Below are 24580 nucleotides of genomic sequence, written 5' to 3'. Positions count from 1 at the left end.
ATGGCAGAACTGAGAACGCTGGCTCGCCCTTACGCCAAGGCTGCTTTTCAGTCCGCTCAAGCCCAGCAACAGCTGGCTGAATGGGCTGAAGTGCTGACGGTGTCAGGGCAAATCACAGCGAACGAAGTAATTCGACAGCTTCTCGCTAATCCGGGAATGGACGAGCAGAAGAAAGCGGACCTGATCCTTGAGACCACCGAAGTATCGGTGTCTGAAGGTATCCGCAACTTCTTCACGATTCTTGCTGAGAATCGTCGTCTCGCTCTGCTACCCGAGATTGCAGCGCTCTTCAACACGTACCGCGCTGAACTGGAGCGCACTGTTGATATCGACGTTACCACAGCTTTCGAGCTGTCGGACGAACAGCAGCAGAAGCTCGCCCAGGCACTGTCGACTAAACTCGAGCGTCAAGTGTCACTCTCCGCATCAATGGACAAGTCTCTGATTGGCGGCGTGGTTGTACGCGCCGGTGATCTGGTTATTGATGCATCTGTACGCGGTAAGCTGAAAAAGCTGGCCGAGGCTCTGGGCTCCTGACTTCAGCACAAGGTTTGAGGATAAAGGCATGCAGCAACTGAATCCATCCGAGATCAGTGACATCATCAAGAAGAGAATCGAGAAGCTCGATATCTCTTCCGAAGCAAAGAACGAAGGTACGATCCTGTCCGTTTCTGACGGCATCGTACTGATCCACGGTCTTGCCGACGTTATGTACGGTGAGATGATTGAATTCGCCAACGGCACTTACGGCATGGCTCTGAACCTGGAGCGTGATTCCGTTGGTGCGGTTGTGCTGGGTGACTACGACGATCTGGCCGAAGGTCAGAAAGTACGTTGCACCGGTCGCATCCTGGAAGTACCGGTAGGTCCGGAACTGCTGGGCCGTGTTGTTGACGGTCTGGGTAACGTGATCGACGGCAAAGGCGACCTGGCTACCGAACTGACCTCTCCGGTCGAAAAGGTTGCTCCGGGCGTTATCGCTCGTCAGTCCGTTGACGAGCCGGTACAGACGGGTCTGAAAGCCATCGACACCATGGTTCCCATCGGTCGTGGCCAGCGTGAGCTGATCATCGGTGACCGTCAGATCGGTAAGACCGCTGTCGCTATCGACGCGATCATCAACCAGAAGAACACCGGCATCAAGTGTATCTACGTTGCCGTTGGTCAGAAGCAGTCTTCCATTGCTGCCGTTGTGCGCAAGCTGGAAGAGCACGGCGCCATGGACCACACCATCGTGGTTGCTGCCGGTGCGGCTGATCCTGCTGCGATGCAGTTCCTGGCTCCGTACTCCGGTACCGCCATGGGTGAATACTTCCGTGACCGCGGTGAAGATGCCCTGATCGTATACGATGACCTGTCCAAGCAGGCCGTTGCTTACCGTCAGATCTCCCTGCTGCTGCGTCGTCCGCCAGGCCGTGAAGCTTACCCAGGTGACGTTTTCTACCTGCACTCCCGTCTGCTGGAGCGCGCATCCCGCGTTAATGCTGACTACGTAGAGCAGTTCACCAATGGTGAAGTGAAAGGCAAGACCGGTTCCTTGACCGCTCTGCCGATCATCGAGACTCAGGCCGGTGACGTATCTGCATTCGTACCGACCAACGTAATCTCCATTACCGACGGTCAGATCTTCCTGGAAACCAACCTGTTCAACTCTGGTATCCGTCCGGCCATGAACGCCGGTATCTCGGTATCCCGTGTTGGTGGTGCGGCCCAGACCAAGATCATGAAGAAGCTCGGCGGTAACATCCGTCTGGCTCTGGCCCAGTACCGTGAACTGGCTGCGTTCGCACAGTTCGCTTCTGATCTTGACGAAGCGACTCGTAAGCAGCTCGAGCACGGTCAGCGTGTTACCGAACTCATGAAGCAGAACCAGTACAGCCCGCTGTCTGTAGCTGAAATGGGTACGGTTCTGTTCGCAGCCAACGAAGGCTTCCTGGACGACGTTGACGTAGAGAAAGTTGTGGCTTTCGAAGCCCAGCTTCTGGACTGGATGCGTGCGGAGCAATCCGCGCTTCTGGCCAAGATCAACGAGAAAGGTGATTTCAACGACGAAATCGCTGCCGGCCTGAAAGCTGCACTTGAGACATTCAAGACCACTCAGAGCTGGTAACGGAATTCGGCCTGCGATCAGTCGCAGGCCGGCTTTTGTGTCAGCGAGTGTCTAACTTGAGAAGGCAGTGAGTTATGGCCGTCGGAAAAGAAATACGTAACCAGATTTCCAGCATCAAGAGCACGCAGAAAATCACCAGCGCCATGGAAATGGTTGCGGCGAGTAAGATGCGTAAAGCTCAGGACCGCATGCAGGCCACTCGCCCGTATGCGCAGAAGATGCTTCAGGTTATCGGACACATTGCGAAGGCAAATGCTCAGTATCGTCACCCGTTTATGGTCGAGCGCGAAGTAAAGCGTGTGGGCTATATCGTGGTATCGACGGACCGGGGCCTTTGCGGTGGTCTGAACGTCAACCTGTTTAAAGCGCTTGTCCGTGAAATGCGAGCGTGGAAAGAAAAAGGTGTGGACACCGATCTGTGCGCCATCGGACAGAAAGGAACCTCCTTTTTCCAGAACTACGGCGGAAACGTCGTTGCGGCGCTGACCCATCTGGGTGACAGCCCGAGTTCTGACCAACTCATCGGCAACGTCAAGGTCATGCTGGATGCCTACAACGAAGGCAAGATCGACCGTTTGTACGTGGTACACAACGAGTTCGTGAACACCATGACCCAGAGCCCGAAGGTAGAGCAGTTGCTGCCCCTGCCGGAAGGTGAAAAGGACGAAGAAGAGATCAAGAGCCAGTGGGATTATCTCTACGAGCCCGATGCCAGGCAGATCCTCGAAGGTCTTCTGCCACGTTACATTGAATCCCAGGTGTACCAGGGTGTGGTAGAAAATCTGGCATGTGAACAGGCCGCCCGAATGATCGCCATGAAGAGCGCAACTGACAACGCCGGTGGCATCATCGACGAACTGCAGTTGGCTTACAACAAGGCGCGTCAGGCAGCTATTACCCAAGAGATATCGGAGATTGTGAGCGGCGCGGCTTCGGTCTGATCCTGCCCCACAGTCCTACTGGTTTTATTGACTATATAGATAACGAGGAACCGAGCATGAGTAGCGGACAAATCGTTCAGATCATTGGCGCGGTTATCGACGTGGAATTCCCACGTGACTCCGTACCCAAAGTGTATGACGCACTGCTGCTTGAAGGTGGCGACACAACTCTGGAAGTTCAGCAGCAGCTGGGCGACGGCGTTGTTCGTACCATCGCCATGGGCAGCACCGAAGGCCTCAAGCGTGGCCTGACCGCAACCAACACCAACGCACCGATCTCCGTCCCGGTCGGCACCCAGACTCTGGGCCGCATCATGGACGTTCTGGGTCGTCCCATCGACGAACAGGGTGACATCGGTGAAGAAGAGCGCTGGGCGATCCACCGCAAAGCGCCTGGCTATGCTGACCAGTCAGCTTCTGCCGACCTGCTGGAAACTGGCATCAAGGTTATCGACCTGATCTGCCCGTTCGCCAAGGGTGGTAAAGTTGGTCTGTTCGGTGGTGCCGGTGTTGGTAAAACCGTAAACATGATGGAACTGATCAACAACATCGCGAAAGAGCACTCCGGTCTCTCCGTATTCGCCGGTGTTGGTGAGCGGACCCGGGAAGGTAACGACTTCTACTACGAAATGAAGGAGTCCAACGTTCTCGATAAGGTGGCCATGGTTTACGGCCAGATGAACGAGCCCCCAGGAAACCGTCTGCGTGTGGCACTGACCGGCCTGACCATGGCTGAGAAGTTCCGTGACGAAGGTCGTGACGTACTGTTGTTCGTAGACAACATCTACCGTTACACCCTGGCCGGTACTGAAGTATCCGCACTGCTGGGCCGTATGCCTTCCGCAGTAGGTTACCAGCCGACTCTGGCCCAGGAAATGGGTGAGCTGCAGGAGCGTATTACCTCCACCAAGAACGGCTCTATCACGTCTATCCAGGCGGTCTACGTACCGGCGGATGACTTGACTGACCCGTCTCCAGCCACCACCTTCTCGCACCTTGACGCGACTGTGGTACTGAGCCGTGACATCGCCTCCAAGGGTATCTACCCGGCGATCGATCCGCTGGACTCCACTTCCCGTCAGCTGGATCCGCTGATCATTGGTGAAGAGCACTACGAAGTTGCCCGTGGCGTGCAGACCAACCTGCAGCGTTACAAGGAACTGAAGGACATCATCGCGATCCTGGGTATGGACGAACTGTCAGAAGACGACAAACTGACTGTTGCCCGCGCCCGTAAGATCGAGCGTTTCCTGTCCCAGCCGTTCCACGTTGCTGAAGTATTCACCGGTTCCCCCGGTAAGTACGTGTCGCTGAAGGAAACCATCAGCAGCTTCAAGGGCATCCTCAACGGTGAATACGATGATATGCCTGAACAGGCTTTCTACATGGTAGGATCCATGGAGGAAGCGGTCGAGAAAGCGAAGGAAATGAAGGCCAAGGGTTAATTCCACTGAGCCAAAATTTTCGGATCGACCAAAGAGGCAACTGACATGGGTATTACCGTGCATTGTGACGTGGTGAGTGCCGAAGAGAAGATCTATTCCGGCCTGATCGAAATGCTGATCGCGGCTGGTTCAGAGGGTGACCTGGGTATTGCCCCGGGTCACGCTCCGCTGCTGACTGCATTGAAGCCCGGCCCTGTCCGGGTGGTCAAGCAAGGCGGTGAGGAAGAGATTCTTTACGTCTCCGGCGGTTATCTCGAGGTTCAGCCGAACCTCGTCACGCTGTTGGCTGATACTGCGGTTCGTGCAAAGGATGTGGACGAAGCCGCGGCTGTAGAAGCCCAGCGCGACGCCGAGAAGGCGCTCGCCAGCAAGACCGGTGAATTCGAGTATTCCCGTGCTGCTGCGGAACTGGCCGAAGCTGTTGCTCAGCTTCGGACCATCCAGCAGCTGCGCCGTAAGATGAAGTAAGTCCTTACGGTCAGGGATTGCTGATCACCAAAGCCGCATCCTTATGGGGCGGAAGCAGGTTTCTGTAACTGTTTCCGCAACCAGGGATTGCGGCTTTTTTTTTATAACTGAGCGATACCAGAGTCACCGTACAAACAGGAGACCGTACTGCCATGAACCCGCTTCACGTCGTCATTCTGGCCGCCGGCCAGGGCTCGCGGATGAAATCCTCACTACCGAAGGTGCTGCACCAGGTAGCGGGCAAACCGATGCTGCATCATGTCATCGACACCGCCCGGACGTTAGGCGCGGCAGGCATCCACGGGGTCATTGGCCATGGCGCTGATCAGGTCAGGGCAGCAACCCCGGCGGACGATCTCCAGTGGGCGTTGCAGGAACAGCAACTGGGTACCGGTCATGCCGTGGCACAGGCGTTGCCCAATGTGCCTGACGATGCGGATGTCCTGGTGTTGTACGGCGATGTACCTTTAACCAGCGCCGATACGCTGAAGCGACTGGTTTCCGAGGTGAGTGAGCAGTCACTGGCATTGTTGACGGTCACCCTGGAAGACCCCCATGGCTATGGGCGGATCATCCGTGACCAGAGTGATCGGGTTCTGGCCATCGTTGAGCAGAAGGATGCCAACGAACACCAGCACCGGATCACCGAAGTGAATACCGGCATCCTGGCGCTGCCAGCGCGATTCCTGAAGGACTGGCTGCCCAAGCTGTCCAATAACAACGCTCAGGGTGAGTACTACCTGACAGACATCATCGCCATGGCGGTGGCCAATGGGCTGGCGGTGAACGTCGCCCAGCCGGACAACGAATTTGAAGTTCAGGGCGTGAATAACCGCCTGCAACTGGCCGAGCTGGAGCGCTGGTTCCAGCGCCGCGAGGCCAACCGACTGATGACCGAAGGCGCCACCCTGGCGGACCCGGCCCGTGTTGATGTGCGTGGCAACCTGGAGATCGGGAACGATATCCTGATAGACGTCAATGTGGTGTTTGAGGGAGACGTCAGCCTCGGCAGTCATGTTTCCATCGGCCCGGGCTGTGTCATCCGCGATGCGACCATTGGTGACGGCGCGGTGATCGAAGCCCATTCGGTGATCGATGGGGCTGAGGTCGGCTGCAATGCCAAGATTGGCCCGTTTGCCCGTTTGCGTCCGGGTACCCGGCTGGCCGCCAACACCAAAGTGGGCAACTTCGTCGAAACCAAAAAGGCCGTGGTGGGCGAGGGCAGCAAGATCAACCACCTCAGCTACGTCGGCGATGCGACCCTGGGGCGGGACGTGAACGTCGGTGCCGGTACCATCACCTGCAACTATGACGGCGTCAACAAGTATCAGACGGTGATTGGCGATGACGTTTTTGTAGGGTCCAACACCTCGTTGGTGGCACCTGTTACAGTAGAGGACAAAGCCACCATTGGTGCTGGATCGACCATTACCCGCGCAGTTGAGGCGGGCGAACTGGCCGTGGCGCGGGGCCGTCAACGTAATGTGCAGAACTGGCAGCGTCCCGAAAAGAAAGCGTGATAGCATCGTAATTATTCAGATTGATCGAAAGGCAGGTAAGACCCCATGTGTGGCATTGTAGGCGCGGTATCGGAAAGGGACGTTCACGGCATTCTGCTTGAGGGACTGCGGCGGTTGGAGTACCGCGGGTATGACTCTGCCGGCATGGCCGTGCGACAGGCGGACGGATCGATTAACCGGGCTCGGGAAGTGGGCAAGGTTTCGGCACTGGCTGACTTTGTCGAGCAGAACCCCTGCAAGGGCCCGCTGGGCATTGCTCACACCCGTTGGGCCACCCACGGTGAACCCTCCCAGATCAACGCTCACCCCCATATGTCCGGTGAGCGTCTGGCCATCGTCCATAATGGCATCATCGAGAACTATCAGGAGCTGCGCGAGGCCCTGATGGCGGAGGGTTTCGAGTTTACCTCCCAGACCGACACTGAAGTGGTTGTGCACCTGATCGAGAAAGAGTATCGGGTTGCCGGTAATGTGTTGCAGGCGGTACGGGCGGCGATTGCCCAGCTTCGTGGGGCCTATGCGCTGGCTGTTTTGCACGCCGATGAGCCGGATCATCTGGTAGTGTGCCGTGAGGGCAGCCCACTGGTGATTGGCGTGGGTATCGGTGAGCATTTCATCGCTTCGGATCAACTGGCGCTGCTGCCGGTCACGGACCGCTTCATGTTCCTGGAAGAAGGTGACCTGGCGGACATCCGTCGTGACGGCGTGACGATCTGGGACCGGGAGGGAACACCAGTTGAGCGTGTGGTCACCCGCTTCGAACACGGCATCGACTCCGCCGACAAGGGCGAGTTCCGTCACTACATGCTCAAGGAAATCTACGAGCAGCCCAAGGTGATCAAAGCCACCATGGAAGGCCGTATTACCGACCGCCGGGTGCTGGAGCAGGCGCTTGGCACCGGTGCCAATGAACTGCTGGCCGATGTTCGCCATGTCCAGATCATTGCCTGTGGCACCAGTTACCATGCCGGCATGGTGGCCCGTTACTGGATTGAGGAGCTGGCCGGGATTGCCTGCTCGGTGGAAGTGGCGTCGGAATACCGCTATCGCAAACACGTCATCCAGCCAGACACCCTGTTCCTGTGCATTTCCCAGTCCGGGGAGACGGCAGACACCCTGGCGGCGTTGCGCCAGGCCAAGCAGGCGGGATTCCGTGCTGCGCTTGCCATTTGTAACGTGCCGGGAAGCTCGCTGGTACGGGAATCCGACCTGGTGATCATGACCCATGCCGGACCCGAGATTGGTGTGGCCTCCACCAAGGCGTTCACTACCCAGCTGGTGTCGCTGCTGATCTTTACCCTGGCACTGGCCCGTCATAACGGCCTGAGTGAGGAACGGGAAGCGGATATCGTAACGGCCTTGCACCAGCTGCCGGGTCAGATTGACGATGCGCTGGCGCTGGATGGCAAGATTGCCGAATTGAGCCGTGCCTTCATCGACAAGAACCATAGCCTGTTCCTTGGCCGTGGCGCGATGTACCCGGTAGCGATGGAAGGGGCGCTCAAGCTCAAGGAGATTTCCTACATCCACGCCGAAGCCTACCCGGCGGGTGAGCTGAAACATGGCCCGCTTGCGCTGGTCGACAGCGAAATGCCGGTGGTGACGGTGGCTCCCAACAATGAGCTGCTGGAAAAACTGAAGTCGAACCTGGAAGAAGTCCGGGCACGGGGCGGCGAGCTGTTTGTGTTTGCTGACGGTGACGCGGAGCTGAAAGAGCAACCTGGCATTCATGTCATGCAGATCCCCGGAGTTCACAGCATCACCGCGCCCATCGTGTATACCTTGCCGCTGCAGCTGCTGTCCTATCACGTTGCCGTGCTCAAGGGCACCGACGTGGACCAGCCGCGGAACCTGGCCAAGAGCGTAACCGTGGAATAAGGCCTGCCGGTTGGCAAAGGGCCACTCCGGTCACCCTCATCGCAGTGCCTGAACAGCCTTCTACCCCCAGCCGGGGTAGAAGGCTTTTTCGTGTTAGCGGCAGGCTTGTCCTGGCCTAGTATCGGCACAACGGCTTCGGTGCCGCATCCGCTTCTACCCAGATCGGGCTGGAGAACGCCACCGGACGCCCGGTTTCAGGATTCCTGACCCTGAGGAAGTAGTACGGCTCATCCGCTGAAACATCGATACTGAACGTACTCTGCGATCCTGAAAACGTCTGTACCACGCGATTGCCCCGGGTCACCATTTCCACCACGCTGTTAAACGCTTCGGGGCCGCGATTGACCTCGAACCGTCCCTGCAGGGTGAACCCCTCGGAGCGGCCAAGTCGCGAACCCATGGGGGCGTTGTCGATGCGGAAATCCATCCGGATATCATTGAAGTTCTGGGCGACGGCATAGAACCGACGGGCCAGCATGGCTTCTTTCAGGTCACTGACACTGTTGGAACGGGCAATCATCACCGTTTTCGGTAAGGACGGAGCGCCCCAGCTGGTGCCATGGTGATCTTCCGATCCGACGGCACCCAGGTACCAGCCTTTGTCGAGGGCGTAAGACAGCCAGCTGCCGCCTCGCCCGGCGCTGTCGTACTCGGAGCCTTTGCCAAACACCTCAAGGCCCACCACCCGCATGTTTGCTCCGGGAACGTGTTCGAAGTTGTTAAAGGCAAAGGCCGGGTCACCGCCACCGGGGATGGTCGACAGGATGTTCTCAAACAGGTCTTCCCGGCCGGGGTGGTTGAACACCAATACGCCGTCATTGCCACCACCCAGGAAATCCGGGTACAGGAACCACTGCCAGAACAGCCCCATGGACACCAGGTAGCCGGGACCGGTCTTGGCATTGATCACGTGATCGGAGAAGAGCACATTCAGGTGCCCGAAGCGGTCAGAGGTCCACTCTAACCCGCGCAGCGCAGTGAATGTCGGGCTGGAAGCTTCCAGCGCCTGATCCCGGGTGGCGTACCACTTACGGAAGCTGTCTTCGGGGTTTTCCGCATCGGCAATCAGGCAGTCCAGGAACTGTTCGGAAAAGCAGTCGCCGGTGACGGTCAGGGGCAGGCGGGCATTGTCCGAGTGGTCTGTGACCGCCATGAAGCTGTGGCCTTGCTGGGCCACACGATCAAATGCGGTGGCAGGGCGGGATCCGATGGCGCCATCGGAATAGCCGGTGTGACCGTGGATAACCCCGGCGTAATGCTCAAAACTCAGCTCATCAAAAGCTGGGGTGCATTCAGAAGCCATATCCGGCCTGGGCAGGGTACGGAAAACGAACAGTGGGTCTGCTAGTTGTCCGAGAACCTGCGCGCATCCTTCCAGAGTTGGCTCGACCAGACATTCCGCAATCGGCGGGCTGACCCGGGCCAGGGTGTTCAAGGGGCAGTCGAGCGAGAATGGGTTATCCTCGCATCGCAGCACACCGCCATCCCCGATCAAGTCACCAATCAGTTGCAGCGGGCAGTCCGCCTGAAACGGGTTGAACAGGCAGTCGAAAAAGCCGGGCTTGGGTTCTGCTCGGGGCACAATCTGAAGCTCTGCCGAACGGCTGTCCTGGAGGGCGCCATCGGTGACCGTCACGGTAAAGTTCAGGGTGACTGGATCACTCAACTCCGGCACAACAATCTGGGCGTTGGCGGCGGAGGCTTCGCGGATGGCCAGGGGGAATGGGTCGTTCGGTGACTGCGTCCATTCATACTGGATGGCATCGTTTTCGGCATCTATCGCCTGAGCCTGAAGCGCTACGTATTCGCCGCCGGTTGCTACGCCCGGGTTCACTTGCAGACCCTGGAGTACCGGGGCGGTGTTGGTGACCGCAGGTTGGGCGGTCACGGCAACCACGTCCACGGACGCCCCGCCGTGGTTATCCACAGCCTGGAAAGCAAAGCGGTAGGTCCGGTTTTCGGAGACCCTGGGCAGGGTAACGGTTGCCTGTTGGGTCTCGGCACCGCTGATCGATATCGGCTCGACGGGGTCGACCAGGCTCCAACGCACTGACGCTATGCCATCGTCGTCCGCGGCGGTGCCCACCAGGGTGAAGGGTTCGCCGCCAATCACCGAGCGGTCTTGCCCGGCAAACACCTCCGGTAGTGTATTCGCAATTACATCGCGCACCGTCACAGTGACCTTATCCGTATAGATCTGGCCGTCCAGTGTTTCGACCTCGAACTGGAACACCAGTGTGTTGCCGTTGCCTTCCACCTGGGGCGCACTAAAGCTAACCAGGTTCTGATCGGGCTGGGTCAGTACCGCGGCAAAAGGCCCTTCGAGCTGCGTCCAGAGCACCCGCACGACGGGTTGATCACTCTGCCCGGTCAGCTCGCTACTGCCGTAGAGAGTAAATTCATCGGCCTCATTGACGGTGAGGTCCGCGCCTGCGTTGACGCTGATGTCGGCGGTTCCATCGGTTGGAGGCGGATCGGGTTGGGCGGGCTGTTGTTTGTCCGGGGGCTGGGGCTGTTCATTGTCCGACGATGAGCCGCCACAGCCGGTCAAGGATAAGGTGGCGGTCAGCAATGCGATGGTCCAGTAACGGTGCATGGATGTCTCCAGAGAGGTTAGGTTCCAGGTGTCAGTTTTTTAGCGGTAAGGGGTAATCTGGCTGGCATCCAGCCGATAACTTGAAACGGCGAGTTCGGATTCGGCGTGTTCGATGCTGAGCCGGCCGGTGACCAGAACCGGTGCGTCTGGATGTGCCGGGAACTGCCTGGCGGCGAGCTCGGCGTTTACCAGAATGATCTGGTTGCTTGCCGGTGGTGGCACATGAATACAGGCGCCGCTGAAAGGAACCAGCAGGAATTCCTGAATCGTTTGGGTTTGAGGTTCGAAGCGCAGAGGAACGACAAAGCCGGGTATGGCAACGGTTTCATTGTCCAGCGATGGAACGACCGGGGCGTTGTCCAAATACTCCCTGAGCACGGCATACAGACGTTGGGCTTCCGGGTCACCATCGTCCAGCTGGGAAATATCCTGGCCATCCAGTGGGTCGCGGTCGGGCCACCCAAGGGGGACCAGGTCCTGCCAACCAAGCAGACGGGGCTCAGCCTGCACCGACACGGGCTGGGCAACGATGGCCAGTGTCAGTAGCACAAAGCGGCTACCTCCAACGACAGTGCCCACCCATCGGGCAATCCGGCGCGCCATCAGCACTCGTGCTCGTCCCGGTGGTTGCGCTGCTTGGTGTCGTAGGCCACCAGCGCATAGTTTTTCAGGATTTCAGACTTGTCCCTCGGCAGGACGGCGTGCTCCCTGGCTGAAAGCAACGACCGCTTGTGGACTTCGAAGGAATCGCGGATTGAGAAGGCTTCGGTGACCGTTTGACGGGAGCTGTCATCAAGGCCTTCGGGTCCGGCTCCCCAAAAGTTGGCCCGGATTCGCCCGGGCTCGACGTCGTAGGTGACAAACCCGATGCCCACGAACTCGGATTCGCTCCAGGCCTGCGGGGCTTCGTCGAAGAGACGGACGGATGCTCCACCGGTGCCGGCAAGCACCTGAACATAACCCTGGGGGTTCGGGATGCCGTAAAACATCGGGGCTGAGCGTTGGTAGATGTGATCGTGTCCGACCAGTAGCAAATCCACGCCGTAGCGCACCAGGATCTGCTCCTGAAGTGCGACCAGGGTAAAGTTGGCGGGCGACCGTCCTTCCTGATCGGTCCAGATTGGGTAGTGTTGTACCACGACAATAAAGTCAATCTCTCCGGCAAGGCGGCGCAAAGCCGCCTTGGACAGGTCCACTTCCATGTTGATGAGCTCCTCGGGAAGGGAGAAGTCTTCAATAACGGCACCGGCACTGCTGACCAGGAAATGAACCCGGTTGATGTCGAAGCTGTAAAAGGTGCTGCCTGGGTTGGACGCCACCACGGAAATGTCGGGCTGTGGGTGCGACAGCCGGGTCTTGAAGCCACCGGCGGACTCCAGGAGAGCACCATCTTTATTCTCGTGGTTGCCTGGGGCCGCCAGCGTCACGGTGCTTGCCATATGGGGTTCGTTCTGGTCGAACCACAGGTCCCAGATCACCTGGTCGCCATTGGCGTAGGACAAGTCACCGGCAATCAGGCACAGGTGTTTGGGGTGCCGGAGAAGTTCGGCGTGCAGCTTTTGCGCGTTGTCGGTTGTCCCCTGGTCGCCGTAATGTACAAATGTCCATTGCTCTGTCGGCAGGGGAGGCAGGGTGTAGATCCTCGACCAGCCGCCGATATCCGAACCCACCTGATAGAAAATGGGCAGCTCGGGATCGAGGGCCGTGAGCGTGGCCCGATGAGTTTTGGCCGCAACGCCGAAGGTATCGCTTTCCTCACTGGTCACGCTGTGTTCCAGCGGCACCCGGGGGTTGCCCTGGGCGTCGAAGATGGACGAATCCTGGGAAAACCGAACGAACGAAAGCGGAGGCTCCAGCCCATCGGTAAACCAGGTGATGGTCCGTGAAGTATGTGGGTCGCCCGTTATGCTTGCATGCACCCCTCGGGGGGGATGGCTGCCGTCGGACGGGTACAGGTCGGTGTCGGGGATATCCGGAACCACGTTATCAACCGGAGGCGTGGGGTCATTCCCGTTGTTTTTTGGCGGTGTTGGCGTTGTCCCCCCAGCTTCGGGGTTGCTTGAATCGCTGCCTCCACCACATCCGGACAAGCCCAGGGCGGCCATGCCACCCATGCTTGCGACCAGGGTTCGTCGGGTACGGTCGATCGGACTGACGGATTGTTCGGTTGTCTTCATGGTTCTGGCGCTCCGGATTCTTCAGTTGGCAGCTGCTACCAAGCCCGGAGCGTCTGTTTCAGCGGATGAAGATACTGACGTCTCTCACCGTTCAACTACTGCATGACGGGCTGGAAGATGTGGTGCGCATGCTAACGGTGACTTGTGGCGCTTCCATGACGTTTGGCGCGGCAGAGGCTGGCCGATCAGGCCAATTTTTGGCATTGCGGGGTGGCCGTCGGCTCCAAGCAGCAGCGCTGCCGACACGAGGGTCTGGGAGGGGAGGTCTGGGATGCCGCACGGGGTGAAGAGCCAGCTAGAGCTTTGGGCCCATCACCCGGTATCGGTTGGCAGCGTTCAGTACACCGGGTAGCGGCGACACAACGCCACCACGTGTTCGCGTACCCGACGACGAACCTTTGCCAACGCCTGTTCGCCTGAGGTCAAGGCATCCAGTACATCGCACAGCCAGCCGGCAAGTTGTTCACATTCAGCCACGCCAAGGCCCCGTGTCGTCACTGCCGGAGTACCGATACGCAGCCCTGAGGTCACAAAGGGCGACCGTGGGTCGTTCGGGACTGAATTCTTGTTCGTGGTGATATAGGCGTCGCTCAGCGCGGCGTCAGCATCCTTGCCGGTATACGGCAGGCTGGAGAGGTCGATCAGTATCAGGTGGTTGTCGGTGCCATTGGACACGATCCGGTAGCCCCGGCTCTGGATCACGGCAGCCATGGCCCGGGCATTACTCAGGACCTGGCGCTGGTAGGCCCTGAACTCAGGCTGCAGCGCCTCTCTGAAAGCCACCGCTTTGGCGGCAATCACGTGCATCAGCGGGCCGCCCTGGATACCGGGAAAGACCGCTGAATTGAGCTTCTTGCAGAAATCCTCGTCCTGTCCTTTCGCGAGGATGATTCCGCCCCGGGGGCCCCGCAGGGTCTTGTGGGTGGTGCTGGTTACGACGTGAGCGTGGGGCAGTGGGTCAGGGTATTCGCCGGCCGCCACCAGGCCTGCAACATGGGCCATGTCTACCCAGAAGATCGCGCCCACTTTGTCGGCGATCGCGCGCATCCGCGCCCAGTCCTTGTGACGGGAATAGGCTGAGAAGCCACCGATGAGCATCTTGGGTCGGGCCTCCAGGGCAATGCGCTCCATCTCGTCATAGTCGATCAGCCCGGTCTCGGGGTCGAGTCCATAGGGCACGATCCTGTAGTGGCGACCGGAAAAGTTGGACGGATTACCGTGGGTCAGATGGCCGCCCTGAGCCAGGTTCATCCCCATCACGGTGTCGCCGGGATTGGTCAGCGCCAGGAACACCGCTGCGTTGGCCTGGGCACCAGAATGGGGCTGGACGTTGGCATAGTCACAGTTAAACAGCGCCCGGGCCCGCTCAATGGCCAGGCGCTCCGCCGTATCCACGTGCTCGCAGCCGCTGTAGTAGCGTTTGCCGGGATAACCTTCGGCGTACTTGTTGGTGAACACCGAGCTCTGAATAGCCATGACCAGCGGGCTGGCGTAGTTCTCGGAGGCGATCAGTTCAGCGTGATCCTCCTGGCGGCGTTCTTCATGCCGGACGGCTTCGGCCAGTTCGGGGTCGAAGTCAGCGAGGGTTATATAAGCGTCGTACATGGGGCTAGGGCCTATCATTCGGAAACGTTGAGTTGGAAGCTGGCTGCGGCTTCGGCGAGGGGCGGCTTGGTCGCTGTGCTGGTGGACAGCAAGTCACTCACCCGCACCACGATGTCGTCGATCTGCTTTTCATCGCAAATCAGCGGCGGGAGCAGCCGGATGACACGGTCGCGGGTTACCGTGATGAGCAGGTGTTGCTCCTTGAGTGCCCGCGCCACCAGTTCCTGGCAATTCCGGTTCAGCTCAATCCCGACCATCAGTCCTTTACCGCGGATGGCAGTGATGTCCGGGTGATCGCCCAGGGCTGCCTGTAACCCGGATAACAGGCGAGTACCCAGCCTGGCGGCCCGCTCCGGCAGGCTGTCGCGGGTCAGAATGTCGAGCACGGTGCAGGCGACGCGGCAGGCCAGCGGGTTGCCACCAAACGTGGAGCCGTGCTGACCGGGAGAGAACAGGTTTGCGGCTGCGCCACGGGCCAGGCAGGTGCCGATGGGAAAACCATTGCCCAGCGCTTTCGCCAGCGTCACCACGTCGGGGGTGATGCCCGCGTGCTCATGCCCGAACAGGGTGCCGGTGCGGCCCAGGCCGGTCTGAATCTCGTCCAGCATCAGCAGCCAGCCCTGTTGGTCGCACACCTCTCGCAGCTCATGCAGGTAGTCGGCACTGGCCACGCGAATGCCACCTTCACCCTGTACAGGCTCAATCAGCACTGCAACGATGCCGGACTCCCGGGCAGCCGCCTGCCGCACTGCTTCGATGTCGTTGTGGGGCACCCGCAGAAAGCCTGGCAGTAATGGCTCGAAGCCCTGGTGGTTGCCGGGGCTGCCGGTGGCGGAAAGCGTTGCGATGGTACGGCCGTGAAAGCCGTTGTCCATAACAAGGATCTTGGGTTCCGGGATCTGTTTGCGATGGCCATACAGCCTGGCCACCTTCAGGGCGGTTTCGTTGGCTTCCGCGCCGGAGTTGCAGAAGAAGGCCTTTTGCATACCGGCCAGTGCACACAGGCGCTCGCCCAGCTGTTCCTGCCAGTGGATTCGGAAGACGTTGGAGGTGTGCAGCAGCAACCCGGCCTGCTCGGCAATGACGGCGGTGATTTCCGGGTGGGCGTGGCCAAGACTGGTGACTGCGACACCCGCGATGGCGTCCAGATATTCCTCACCTTGCTCATCCCACAGCCGCGCACCGTCGCCACGTACGAACGAAACGGGCTGGCGGTCATAGGCCTGCATCAGGTGGGAAGTGGCAGTTTGCATCGAAGAGTCCTCACGTTCAAATCGGTCGTAAATTGACGTAGCACCCGCCCAGACCGTGCTTGGTCTGGCGGGGAGTGGAAAAGGGGAGGATCACAATGGTGGCTCCTCGGCGCTGGTTTCGCCGGGCCAGAAGTGGCTATTCTTCAGAGGGCGAGCGCCAAAGATGGCCTGGCCGACACGGACCACTGTGGCGCCCTCTTCAATGGCAATCTCGAAGTCGCCGGACATGCCCATCGACAACTCATCCAGCCCGATCGCTGCCGGCGCGCTCTGCCGCAGCCGGTCGCGTAGGTTGCGTAACCGCACAAAGCATTGGCGTACCCGTTCAGCCTCGCTGGAAAACAGTGCCAGCGTCATCAGCCCTCGTACGCGTAATGCGGTAAACGCCGGCAAGGCCTGGATGAAGGCCGGTACGTCTTCGGGGGAAAGGCCGTACTTGCTGGCTTCGCCGGAGGTGTTGACCTGAACGAACACGTCCAGTGAACGGCCTTCGATCTGCAGTCGGCGATCCAGCGCTTCCGCCACGCGCAGGCTGTCCAGTGCCTGGAATTCGCTGGCAAAACGCGCAACCAACTTAGCCTTATTGGTTTGCAGGTGACCGATGACCGACCACTGCAGGTCACTCAGGTCCTGCATTGCCTGCCACTTCCACTGTGCCTCTTGCACCTTGTTTTCACCCAGCATCCGGCAACCGGCGGCATAGGCCTGGCGGAGGCTGGTCTCGGGCTTGGTTTTACTGACCGGTAACAGACGCACCGTTGCTGGATCACGGCCGGCACGGAGGCAGGCGGCCTCAATGCGTGCCTTTACCTCAGCCAGGTTCTGCGTGAAATCCTCCACTGACGTGGCCTCGGGGTAACGACCGTGCTTGTCATGAACGGTCTGTATGTCAGGGGGTACTGACATCAGCGATCCCTCCTGCGGGGTTGTGTGGGCATAGCAGCGGATTTTGGTGTGGTTCGTAGTGGGCGGTTTGTAAACGGTATTTTTAGCCGTAAAATGGCTGGATGTTCCCCACCAATTTTACGAAGAGATACCAACCAATTGTTCAGACACGCGCAACTTGAATCCGTCAAAGCCTGGATGGGTGACCCGGTTCATGGCGCCTTACCCCTGCATGCGCGTGTGCAGCGGGCCATTCGCCAGTTGATCCTTGATGGCGCGCTTGAGGTAGGCCGACCCTTGCCCGCGTCACGCACCCTGGCGCAATCATTGGGGGTTTCCCGCGACACCGTTGAGTCGGCCTACAGCCAGTTACATGCAGAAGGTTTCATCGAACGCCGTGTGGGCAGCGGCAGTTTCGTCTCGGAACGGGCCAAGCGCATGCCGGGACGTGGTAGAGCCAGGCGTCCGCAAGCCGGCAACGAAACACCACGGCTTAGCCAGCGGGGTACGGCGATGTTTCAGGGTGGGGGGGTGCGAGACTTCCTGAGGTCTCGCCCCTTCGCCCCTGGTGTGCCGGAAACGCGTAGCTTTCCTCTACAAACCTGGGAGAGGCTGGAGCGACAGGTGTTGAAGGAGTATGGCACCCAGGCGTTGCTGCACAGTCCGCCACAGGGCATGGAGCCATTGCGGCGTGCTATCGCCGATTACGTCAACCTTGAACGCGGGGCTCGGGCCAGCCCCGAACAGGTACTGGTACTGACCAGCACTCAGCAGGCCCTGACACTGTGTGCCACTGTGTTGCTGGATGCCGGCGACCGGATCTTTATCGAAGACCCGGTGTACCACGGGGCGCGGAAAGCCTTCGATGCGGCCGGACTGGCATGTGTGCCAGTGCCACTGGATGCTGATGGTTTACAGGTGGCGCAGTTGCTTGAGGCCGCGAAGGCACCCGGTGAACCGGCAAGGGCGGTGTTCCTGACGCCGTCGCACCAGTTCCCGACCGGAGCAACGCTGTCCCTGGACCGGCGCCTGGCGGTGATCGAATGGGCCAGGCAGAACCAGAGCTGGATCATTGAAGATGATTACGACAGCGAATTCCATTACGCAGGCAAGCCGACGGCCTGTGTGCAGGGGCTGGACCCCTACGAGCGGACGGTCTATATCGGCACCTTCACCAAATCCCTGTTTCCGGGATTGCGTATCGGCTACATGGTCCTACCTTCGCAACTCGTGACGCCCATGACGGTGGCTCGTACCTTGCTGGATGGCCACAGCGCCCCGATCCCGCAACTTACCCTGGCGCGCTTCATCGAGGGCGGTCATTTCGGCGCGCATGTCCGGACCATGCGTGCCATTTACGCCGAACGGCGCAACGTGCTGGCGGAGCTGGTACGGAAGCACTTGTCTGACTTCGTGGAGCCACGAGTACCGGCCGGGGGGCTTCAGATGCCATGCGTGTTCATTCGCGACATGCCCGAAGCTGAGGTAGTGGAGTCGGCACGCTTGGCCGGCATTGACCTGTTGGGGCTGACCGCATTGCATGCGTCGAGCGAACACCAGGCCGGGTTTTTGATGGGGTTTGCGGCCCACGCTCCTTACGAGTTGGACGCTGCCATCAAAAAGCTCGCCAAGGTGCTCGCCCGGTGTTCCGCTGCATCCTCAAACGGCCGCCCCTGAGGACTTTGCTGGTAACCTACGCCTGGAGGCCCGGCTGTTGTAGATTTTGTGGGTTCAGGTTGTCCTCAACCCACTGATCGGCGGGCAGTGGTTTGCTGAAGTAATAGCCCTGAATCACCGTGTTGGGGTAATGCTTCAGGTAACTCAGTTGTTCGGCGGTCTCTACACCTTCGACCACGGTACGCAAATCCAGTGCCGCTGCCATATTGTGAATCATCGAGACGATGGGGTGGCCAGTCTGGGGGCAGCTGATTGCCTGGGTGAAGGAGCGGTCAATCTTGAGTTCCTGAATGGGCAGTTGTTGCAGGTAGCTCAGGCTGGAATAGCCGGTGCCGAAATCGTCAATCGACACTTCAATGCCCAGCCCTGCCAGGGCGCGCAGCTTGCTGACCACCGTTGTGATTTCCTGGATCATCAGGTTTTCCGTCAGTTCCAGGACGAGATGGTGGCCACCGATACGATGTTTGCGAAGACCGCTCATGATATGGCTGACAAAGTCGTCGCGGGCAAAGTGGCTGGGACTGATATTGACGGCCAGTCGTATTAACCCCAGGTTTTTCTGATGGGCCCTGGTGATCGCCATGACCTGCTCCAGCACCCAGCGGTCGAGCTCACTGATCGTGCCCTCGGCTTCCGCCAGGGGGATGAAGTCTGCGGGTGAGACCATGCCAAGTTTCGGATGCTGCCAGCGCAGCAGGGCTTCGGCCCCGACGACCTGACCATGGATATCGTGCTGGGACTGCAGGTAGACGATCAGTTCGTGCCCGGGAATGGCATTGCGCAGTGCCTGACTGAGTTGGAACTGTTCCATGGCCTCCCGCCCCATGCGCTCATTAAAGAAAACAATGTCTCCCATCTTCTCCTGTTTGGCCTTGGCATGGGCCATCTCGGCGTTTCTGAGCACATCATGGGCGCTTTCCGGAACCGTGCCGGGGATCAGGGTAACGCCCTGGGTTACACTGAGTTTGAGCTTTTCGTCGTCCATAACGATGGGCTCACCCAGCCGTTCCTGAATACGGGTGGCGATCTCCAGCGCCCGGCTCGCCTTACGCTGGCACTGGCAGGTTCGGGGCGACAGCAGGACGGCGAATTTATCCCCGGCGATCCTCGCCACCGTTTCGCTGCTACTCATCAGCTCCAGCAAACGCTCAGAAATGATGGTCAGCACCCGGTCGCCGGCTTCGAGTCCCAGGGAATCGTTGACGGCCTTGAAGCGGTCGATATCCACAATAATCACTGCCGCCACGTTTTCACTGCTGTTACACAGCTGCACCGAAGCCTCCAGGCGTTCAAGGAGCAGCATCCGGTTGGGTAGTGAGGTCAGGGAATCGTACCAGGTCAGGAAATCGATGGTGTTCTGGGTCTTTTTGGTCGATGAAATGTCACTGAAGACCGATACATAGTGAGAGGTCCGGCCCTGTTCATCAGAGACTGCACGAATGGTTCGCAGCTCCGGGTACGTTTCCCCGCTCTTGCGCAGGTTGATCAGCTCACCTTGCCAGTAGCCGGTTTTTTGTACTCGCTCCCAGATTTCCGCTGACAGCTCGGGGCGTTTCAAACCCTTTCTAAGTTCTTCCTGGGTTCGATTGAGTACGTCCTCGGACGTGTAGCCGGTAATGCGGGTAAAGGCCGGGTTCACCGCCTTAATGGCGCCTGAAGCATCGGTCACCGTGATGCCCTCCATGGCCTGACTGAACACGGCGTCAAGCAGGACACCCTGGGGCGAGAAGGCCGGGCCATCGGGCCCTGCCCGCCCGGTCTGCACTTCGCTGGCTATGGAGGCGTCCAGCTTGGAGGCGGTATGAGACAAGCGCTCCATCATGCCATGTACCGAGAGGTGAGAGCGGATTCTGGCCATGACGACGGAGCGGTTGTATGGCTTGTGGATATAGTCCACAGCGCCCATCCGAAAGCCCTTTTCTTCGGACTCGCTGTCGGTGGCGGCAGTGACAAACAACACCGGGATGTGGCTGTAGTCCGGATTGCTCTTCAGGGCCTGGCAGACCTGGTAACCGTCCATGCCCGGCATCATCACATCCAGCAGGATGAGGTCCGGCATGGAGTCGCTTTCGATGAACTGCAGCGCATTGGCACCGCTCGTTGCGATGGCCAGTTCGTAGTCAAAGCGCAAGGTATCGGTCAGGATTCGCAGGTTGTTGGGTTCATCGTCGACCAGCAATATCAGGGGCTTGTCCGGCAATTTGCTGTCGTCCATGGCAAATCTCCAAAGTTGTACGTTTGTGCCATTAGTAAAGGTTAGACCATTTTCTGCCAGTGCCAATCATTTGGGCTCACCTTCAAGGTGACGAACAATGTCGTTCAGGGTGACAAGGGCACTCTGATATCGGAATTCGTCCAGTTCCATCAACAGGGTCCGGAACTGCTTACCCAGTACTGGGTGATTCACCTGGCTTTTCAGGCCACTGATATGTTCCGCCTTGGGCAGGCGGGAACGGATGATCTGTTGCTCAATGTCCGTCAATTGGAGTTGGATGTCGGTCTCCGCCATCGGCGCCGACTGATCCTGCTGGAGCTCCTGTGCCTGCTTAAGCCAGGGCTTCAACACTGACACTACGCGCTTCAGCTCTTCCTCCAGCAAAGGGAAGTGCATAACCCCTTCGCGGCAGCTCTTTTCAGCGGATTTGGTCAACTCTGTCAGTGGCTGCAGGCTGAGTGTGGCCGCCGAACCTTTCAGGGTATGCAGTACCCGGGGCATTTCGTCGGCGGAACCGTCCGAATGGCTTGAGGGCAAGCCGTCACCGTACTGGTTTACAAAGCTGGCGAGGAGTCGGATGGTCAGCTCATTATCGCCCTGGAAGCGGTCCAACAGATCCTGTGAATTGACCCCGAGACCGGCAGGAAGGACCAGTGGTGGGGTATTTGACATGGAGCCGGACAGCGCTGGCATGGGCGTTCCGGGGTGCTGGCTACCAAGCCAGCGGCAGAGTGTTGTGGCCAATACCTGAAAGTCGATGGGCTTGGCGATGTGGCCATTCATGCCGGCGGTTTTGGCCTGTTTGACGTCTTCCTCCATAACGGCCGCGGTCATGGCAATGATTGGCAGGTCCCGGTACGAGTACTCCTTGCGCAGCTGCCGACAGGCTTCGAAACCGTCCATATCCGGCATGTGCAGATCCATCAGGATCAGGTCATAGTCCTGCTGGTTAACCAGTTTCAGGGCCTCTTCGCCATTGCCGGCCGTATCCGCTGTCAGTCCCAGCTTGGCCAGCAGGGACAGCGCGACCTCCTGGTTCAGCTCGTTGTCCTCCACCAGCAGCAAACGGCTTCCGGCCACCATCGACTGCATGGTTGCCAGGTCGTAGGTGGGGTCTTGGGTGGCTGACAGAGCGGAGGAAGTCAGCAGATTCTGGCCGAGTTGGGTCAGGGTATTGAACAGGGCTGACGGGGTGATGGGTTTGATCAGGATCGATGGCAGGGTGGTGACTGGCGGTGTCAGAACCCGGCTCAGTGCCTGCTCCAGTTGCTCCTGTTCGTGGGCGGTTACTACGATAATCACCGGCAGCGGTGCTTCGGGCGACAGGTGGTTTTGCAGGGTGTTGACCAGCCAGACTCCGTCGTTGCCCGGCAGGATCCAGTCCACCAGGATCGCTTCGAAGGGAGAACCTGCCCGGACCGAGTCCAGGTAACGAGTAAGGCCGTCCTCTGCGGTGGCGACGTGTTCACAGACCACATTCCACGACGCCAGATAGGACATCAGCAGTGCTGCCGATGCCGGGTTGTCTTCAATCAGCAGCATTCGTCGCACGGGTGGCGTCCGGTTGCTCCAGTCGGTCACGGATTCCACGATCGGGAAAGAGAGGTCGAAGTGGAAGTCACTGCCGGCATTGGGTTTGCTCTCGAGCTGAATCGCGCCGCCCATGAGCTGCACCAGATTCTTGCAGATGGCCAGCCCGAGCCCGGAGCCGCCGTACTTGCGCGTGGTGGAGTTGTCGGCCTGGTCAAACGCTTCGAACAGATAGCCCTGTTTGTCGGCGGCGATACCAATGCCGGTATCCTTGACCGAGAAGTGGACGCGAGCGGTGTTGTTCTCCTGCGCTGCCAGCGTCGCCGACAAGGTTACCGACCCGGTTTCGGTGAACTTCAGGGCATTGCCGAGGAGATTGTTGAGTACCTGGCTGAGGCGGTGTTCATCACCCAATACGGTTCTTGGAAGTGCCGGGTCAATCCACACCAGTTGTTCGAGTTGCTTGTTGGCGAAGCCAAGCTCAAACAGCTGCATGGACTTTTTCATGACCTCCTCAATGGACATCTTTTGGGGGTTTACAGTCAGTTTGCCGGCTTCCAGTTTTGACAGGTCGAGAATGTCATTCAGCACCTGCAACAGCGCTTTGCCGGCGCCGCTGATCTTGTCGACGTAGTCCTGTTGAAGCCGGGTCAGCCCCGTGTCAGCAAGGATGGACAGCAGGCCGAGAACGGCGTTCATCGGGGTGCGGATTTCGTGGCTCATATTGGCGAGGAAGGCACTCTTCACCTCGGCCGCATGTTCAGCCGCCAGCGATCGTTCGCGCAAGGTGGTGTTCAGGGACTGGAGGGTTTGCCGAACCTGCATTGATTCGGTCATATCGGTGGTTAGGGAGATGAAGCCCTGGCGTTGACCCTGGCTGTCGACAAAGGGAATCAGGTTGACCTGAACCGCTCGATCCCGATTGTCGGCAAGACGTAGGGAAAGCTCAAAACTTTGTTTTTTCCCTTCATGAACACCGTCGAGGTGGTAGCGGTATCGCAGATAGGTGGATGAGCCCAGAACCTCTGCCAGGCTCATGCCCCGGAGTGTTTTGGGGCTGAGGCCAAGCCATTCCTCATGGGGCGCATTGGCGTACAGGCAACAGTCGGCATTGTCCCAGACCGACACCAGCCCGGGCAGGGCATTGGCCAGGGTCTTGATAAACAGGTTGTAGTCGGTCAATTCCTGTGTCTGTTGCTCGAGTTCGTGCTGTAACTGGTGAGCTTGCACCTGCCGCCGGTAGAACATCAGGGCGGGAATTGAAAACACCACCAGCAGCCCTATAAGTGCGGTGCCTGCCACTCGCCGGGCACTGGTATTGCGGGCAGCAATGGCAGCCGGGGGCTCGTTGATCAACAGGTAGAAGGTGGGCAGGCTGCCAGGATTGGGGGAGTCTGCCTCTGCGGGGGCTGGCGTTACTGATGACCAGAACCAGCGTCCGGAAGCCAGGCTGGCGGTCCCGTTGTTCTTGGATTGCAGTGCTTGCCACAGTTGGGGGGCGGTGTTTGCAAGGGTGTTATCGTGCTTCAGGACCGAGGCCCAGGGCTGGCTGGGGTCGGGGTGCAACAGCCAGTCGCTGCTGTTGCTGGCCACCAGGATACTGAAATCGCTACTGGTGAATTCGTTCAGGCGCGCGAGCACGTGGCCGATGTCGATGTTGATGATCAGATAACCATTATCCTGACCTGCGCCTTCGGGCAACCGAAGCGCGACCCTCAGGGCAGGGCGAAACGGTGTTTCCAGAATACCGTGTTCACGATTCAGGTCCGGCTTGGAGACGTAGACCTGATACGGAGCCAGCGCCATGGTTTCACGGTGGTAGCTATTGTCGCCTTTGTCCTGGAGGGCTGAGGAGGGCGTTTCTTCGACCGTGGTGTGGTCGGGGCTGATATCCAGGCGTACACCTTCCAGCCCATCAGACCGAATCCAGCGTACCTGGAAATAGTCGGGGTTCTGGTAGGCCAGCGGGTACAGGACCTGGGTAAGCAGCTCCCGTTTCCGTTGCAGGTCCGGTTCGTCAATCGCGGCCTGAACCAGGGGAGACTTCACAATGCCAGTGAGGTCTCGCAATGGCACGCTCAGGGCATCCCGCAAATGAGTACGGCTCTCGGCCAGCAGACGAGACGCGGTATAGTTTGCTTCCAGCTCTGCCTGTTGCCGCGATTGCTGATAGGTCTGCCATGTAATTAACAGAATCAGTGCCAGCATGGGAATGCACAGCAACAGTATCTGCGGCAACGTTTGCTGGTTTATGCCCTTGAGCATAGCGACGCCTCCCTG

At 59.1% G+C, this 24580-nt stretch carries 16 protein-coding genes; 8 read left to right on the top strand and 8 right to left on the bottom strand.

The window, feature by feature from the left end:
- The 7 genes from BMZ67_RS02855 (at position 1) to glmS (ending at position 8362) form a co-directional block, all read left to right on the top strand.
- Positions 1-537, top strand: a complete 537-nt coding sequence (locus tag BMZ67_RS02855) for a F0F1 ATP synthase subunit delta (RefSeq protein ID WP_092020388.1) — start codon at positions 1-3, stop codon at positions 535-537.
- Positions 538-565: 28 nt separating this feature from the next.
- A complete protein-coding gene (atpA, locus tag BMZ67_RS02850) occupies positions 566-2110 on the top strand; it encodes a F0F1 ATP synthase subunit alpha (protein ID WP_092020387.1) in 1545 nt (514 codons plus the stop codon).
- 74 nt (positions 2111-2184) lie between these two features.
- The gene (gene atpG, locus BMZ67_RS02845) at positions 2185-3051 is read left to right on the top strand and encodes a F0F1 ATP synthase subunit gamma (protein WP_092020386.1); all 867 of its coding nucleotides are present in this window, start codon (positions 2185-2187) and stop codon (positions 3049-3051) included.
- 56 nt (positions 3052-3107) lie between these two features.
- Entirely contained in the window at positions 3108-4496 is a 1389-nt protein-coding gene (atpD, locus tag BMZ67_RS02840) for a F0F1 ATP synthase subunit beta (protein WP_092020385.1), read from the top strand.
- A gap of 45 nt (positions 4497-4541) precedes the next feature.
- On the top strand, positions 4542-4964 hold the full coding sequence (locus tag BMZ67_RS02835) for a F0F1 ATP synthase subunit epsilon (protein WP_092020384.1): 423 nt from the start codon (positions 4542-4544) through the stop codon (positions 4962-4964).
- Between the two features lie 152 nt (positions 4965-5116).
- Entirely contained in the window at positions 5117-6484 is a 1368-nt protein-coding gene (glmU, locus tag BMZ67_RS02830; RefSeq protein ID WP_092020383.1) for a bifunctional UDP-N-acetylglucosamine diphosphorylase/glucosamine-1-phosphate N-acetyltransferase GlmU, read from the top strand.
- 45 nt (positions 6485-6529) lie between these two features.
- Positions 6530-8362, top strand: a complete 1833-nt coding sequence (glmS, locus tag BMZ67_RS02825; RefSeq protein ID WP_092020382.1) for a glutamine--fructose-6-phosphate transaminase (isomerizing) — start codon at positions 6530-6532, stop codon at positions 8360-8362.
- A gap of 115 nt (positions 8363-8477) precedes the next feature.
- Here glmS and BMZ67_RS02820 read toward each other — a convergent pair whose 3' ends face one another.
- The 6 genes from BMZ67_RS02820 to BMZ67_RS02795 form a co-directional block, all read right to left on the bottom strand.
- Positions 8478-10958: a PKD domain-containing protein gene (locus BMZ67_RS02820; protein ID WP_092020381.1), complete on the bottom strand. Its 2481-nt coding sequence runs from the start codon at positions 10956-10958 to the stop codon at positions 8478-8480.
- 39 nt (positions 10959-10997) lie between these two features.
- Positions 10998-11561, bottom strand: a complete 564-nt coding sequence (locus BMZ67_RS02815) for a DUF3299 domain-containing protein (RefSeq protein WP_092020909.1) — start codon at positions 11559-11561, stop codon at positions 10998-11000.
- Positions 11561-13135, bottom strand: coding sequence for a purple acid phosphatase family protein (locus BMZ67_RS02810; protein ID WP_175481817.1), 1575 nt, complete (start codon positions 13133-13135; stop codon positions 11561-11563). The genes BMZ67_RS02815 and BMZ67_RS02810 overlap by 1 nt, the downstream gene beginning before the upstream one ends.
- Positions 13136-13471: 336 nt before the next feature.
- A complete protein-coding gene (gene glyA / locus BMZ67_RS02805; protein WP_092020380.1) occupies positions 13472-14740 on the bottom strand; it encodes a serine hydroxymethyltransferase in 1269 nt (422 codons plus the stop codon).
- A gap of 14 nt (positions 14741-14754) precedes the next feature.
- Positions 14755-15993 carry an aspartate aminotransferase family protein gene (locus BMZ67_RS02800; protein WP_092020379.1) on the bottom strand — a complete coding sequence of 413 codons (1239 nt, stop codon included), beginning with the start codon at positions 15991-15993 and terminating at the stop codon, positions 14755-14757.
- A gap of 90 nt (positions 15994-16083) precedes the next feature.
- Positions 16084-16899 carry a YggS family pyridoxal phosphate-dependent enzyme gene (locus BMZ67_RS02795; RefSeq protein ID WP_092020378.1) on the bottom strand — a complete coding sequence of 272 codons (816 nt, stop codon included), beginning with the start codon at positions 16897-16899 and terminating at the stop codon, positions 16084-16086.
- A gap of 138 nt (positions 16900-17037) precedes the next feature.
- On the opposite strand from BMZ67_RS02795, the gene pdxR reads away from it, so the two are divergent.
- Positions 17038-18555 carry a MocR-like pyridoxine biosynthesis transcription factor PdxR gene (pdxR, locus tag BMZ67_RS02790; protein WP_092020377.1) on the top strand — a complete coding sequence of 506 codons (1518 nt, stop codon included), beginning with the start codon at positions 17038-17040 and terminating at the stop codon, positions 18553-18555.
- A 16-nt stretch (positions 18556-18571) separates the two neighbouring features.
- Here pdxR and BMZ67_RS02785 read toward each other — a convergent pair whose 3' ends face one another.
- Together BMZ67_RS02785 and BMZ67_RS02780 are read right to left on the bottom strand one after the other, a co-directional pair.
- Positions 18572-20770, bottom strand: a complete 2199-nt coding sequence (locus BMZ67_RS02785; RefSeq protein ID WP_092020376.1) for a two-component system response regulator — start codon at positions 20768-20770, stop codon at positions 18572-18574.
- Positions 20771-20836: 66 nt separating this feature from the next.
- Positions 20837-24565: a response regulator gene (locus tag BMZ67_RS02780; RefSeq protein ID WP_092020375.1), complete on the bottom strand. Its 3729-nt coding sequence runs from the start codon at positions 24563-24565 to the stop codon at positions 20837-20839.
- Positions 24566-24580: the final 15 nt, after the last annotated feature.

Origin of the sequence: Marinobacter zhejiangensis, assembly GCF_900114775.1 — a bacterium.
GTDB lineage: Bacteria > Pseudomonadota > Gammaproteobacteria > Pseudomonadales > Oleiphilaceae > Marinobacter > Marinobacter zhejiangensis.
The sequence above is the reverse complement of the archived record's forward strand: the minus strand, read 5'-3'. Positions and strand labels throughout refer to the sequence as shown.

Coding starts and splice junctions, on each gene's coding strand:
- glyA (WP_092020380.1), bottom strand. CDS start 14,740: ATGTACGACGCTTATATAACCCTCGCTGACTTCGACCCCGAACTGGCC.
- atpD (WP_092020385.1), top strand. CDS start 3,108: ATGAGTAGCGGACAAATCGTTCAGATCATTGGCGCGGTTATCGACGTG.
- BMZ67_RS02785 (WP_092020376.1), bottom strand. CDS start 20,770: ATGGACGACAGCAAATTGCCGGACAAGCCCCTGATATTGCTGGTCGAC.
- BMZ67_RS02810 (WP_175481817.1), bottom strand. CDS start 13,135: ATGAAGACAACCGAACAATCCGTCAGTCCGATCGACCGTACCCGACGA.
- atpG (WP_092020386.1), top strand. CDS start 2,185: ATGGCCGTCGGAAAAGAAATACGTAACCAGATTTCCAGCATCAAGAGC.
- glmU (WP_092020383.1), top strand. CDS start 5,117: ATGAACCCGCTTCACGTCGTCATTCTGGCCGCCGGCCAGGGCTCGCGG.
- BMZ67_RS02780 (WP_092020375.1), bottom strand. CDS start 24,565: ATGCTCAAGGGCATAAACCAGCAAACGTTGCCGCAGATACTGTTGCTG.
- BMZ67_RS02855 (WP_092020388.1), top strand. CDS start 1: ATGGCAGAACTGAGAACGCTGGCTCGCCCTTACGCCAAGGCTGCTTTT.
- BMZ67_RS02835 (WP_092020384.1), top strand. CDS start 4,542: ATGGGTATTACCGTGCATTGTGACGTGGTGAGTGCCGAAGAGAAGATC.
- BMZ67_RS02820 (WP_092020381.1), bottom strand. CDS start 10,958: ATGCACCGTTACTGGACCATCGCATTGCTGACCGCCACCTTATCCTTG.
- atpA (WP_092020387.1), top strand. CDS start 566: ATGCAGCAACTGAATCCATCCGAGATCAGTGACATCATCAAGAAGAGA.
- BMZ67_RS02795 (WP_092020378.1), bottom strand. CDS start 16,899: ATGTCAGTACCCCCTGACATACAGACCGTTCATGACAAGCACGGTCGT.
- BMZ67_RS02815 (WP_092020909.1), bottom strand. CDS start 11,561: ATGGCGCGCCGGATTGCCCGATGGGTGGGCACTGTCGTTGGAGGTAGC.
- BMZ67_RS02800 (WP_092020379.1), bottom strand. CDS start 15,993: ATGCAAACTGCCACTTCCCACCTGATGCAGGCCTATGACCGCCAGCCC.
- glmS (WP_092020382.1), top strand. CDS start 6,530: ATGTGTGGCATTGTAGGCGCGGTATCGGAAAGGGACGTTCACGGCATT.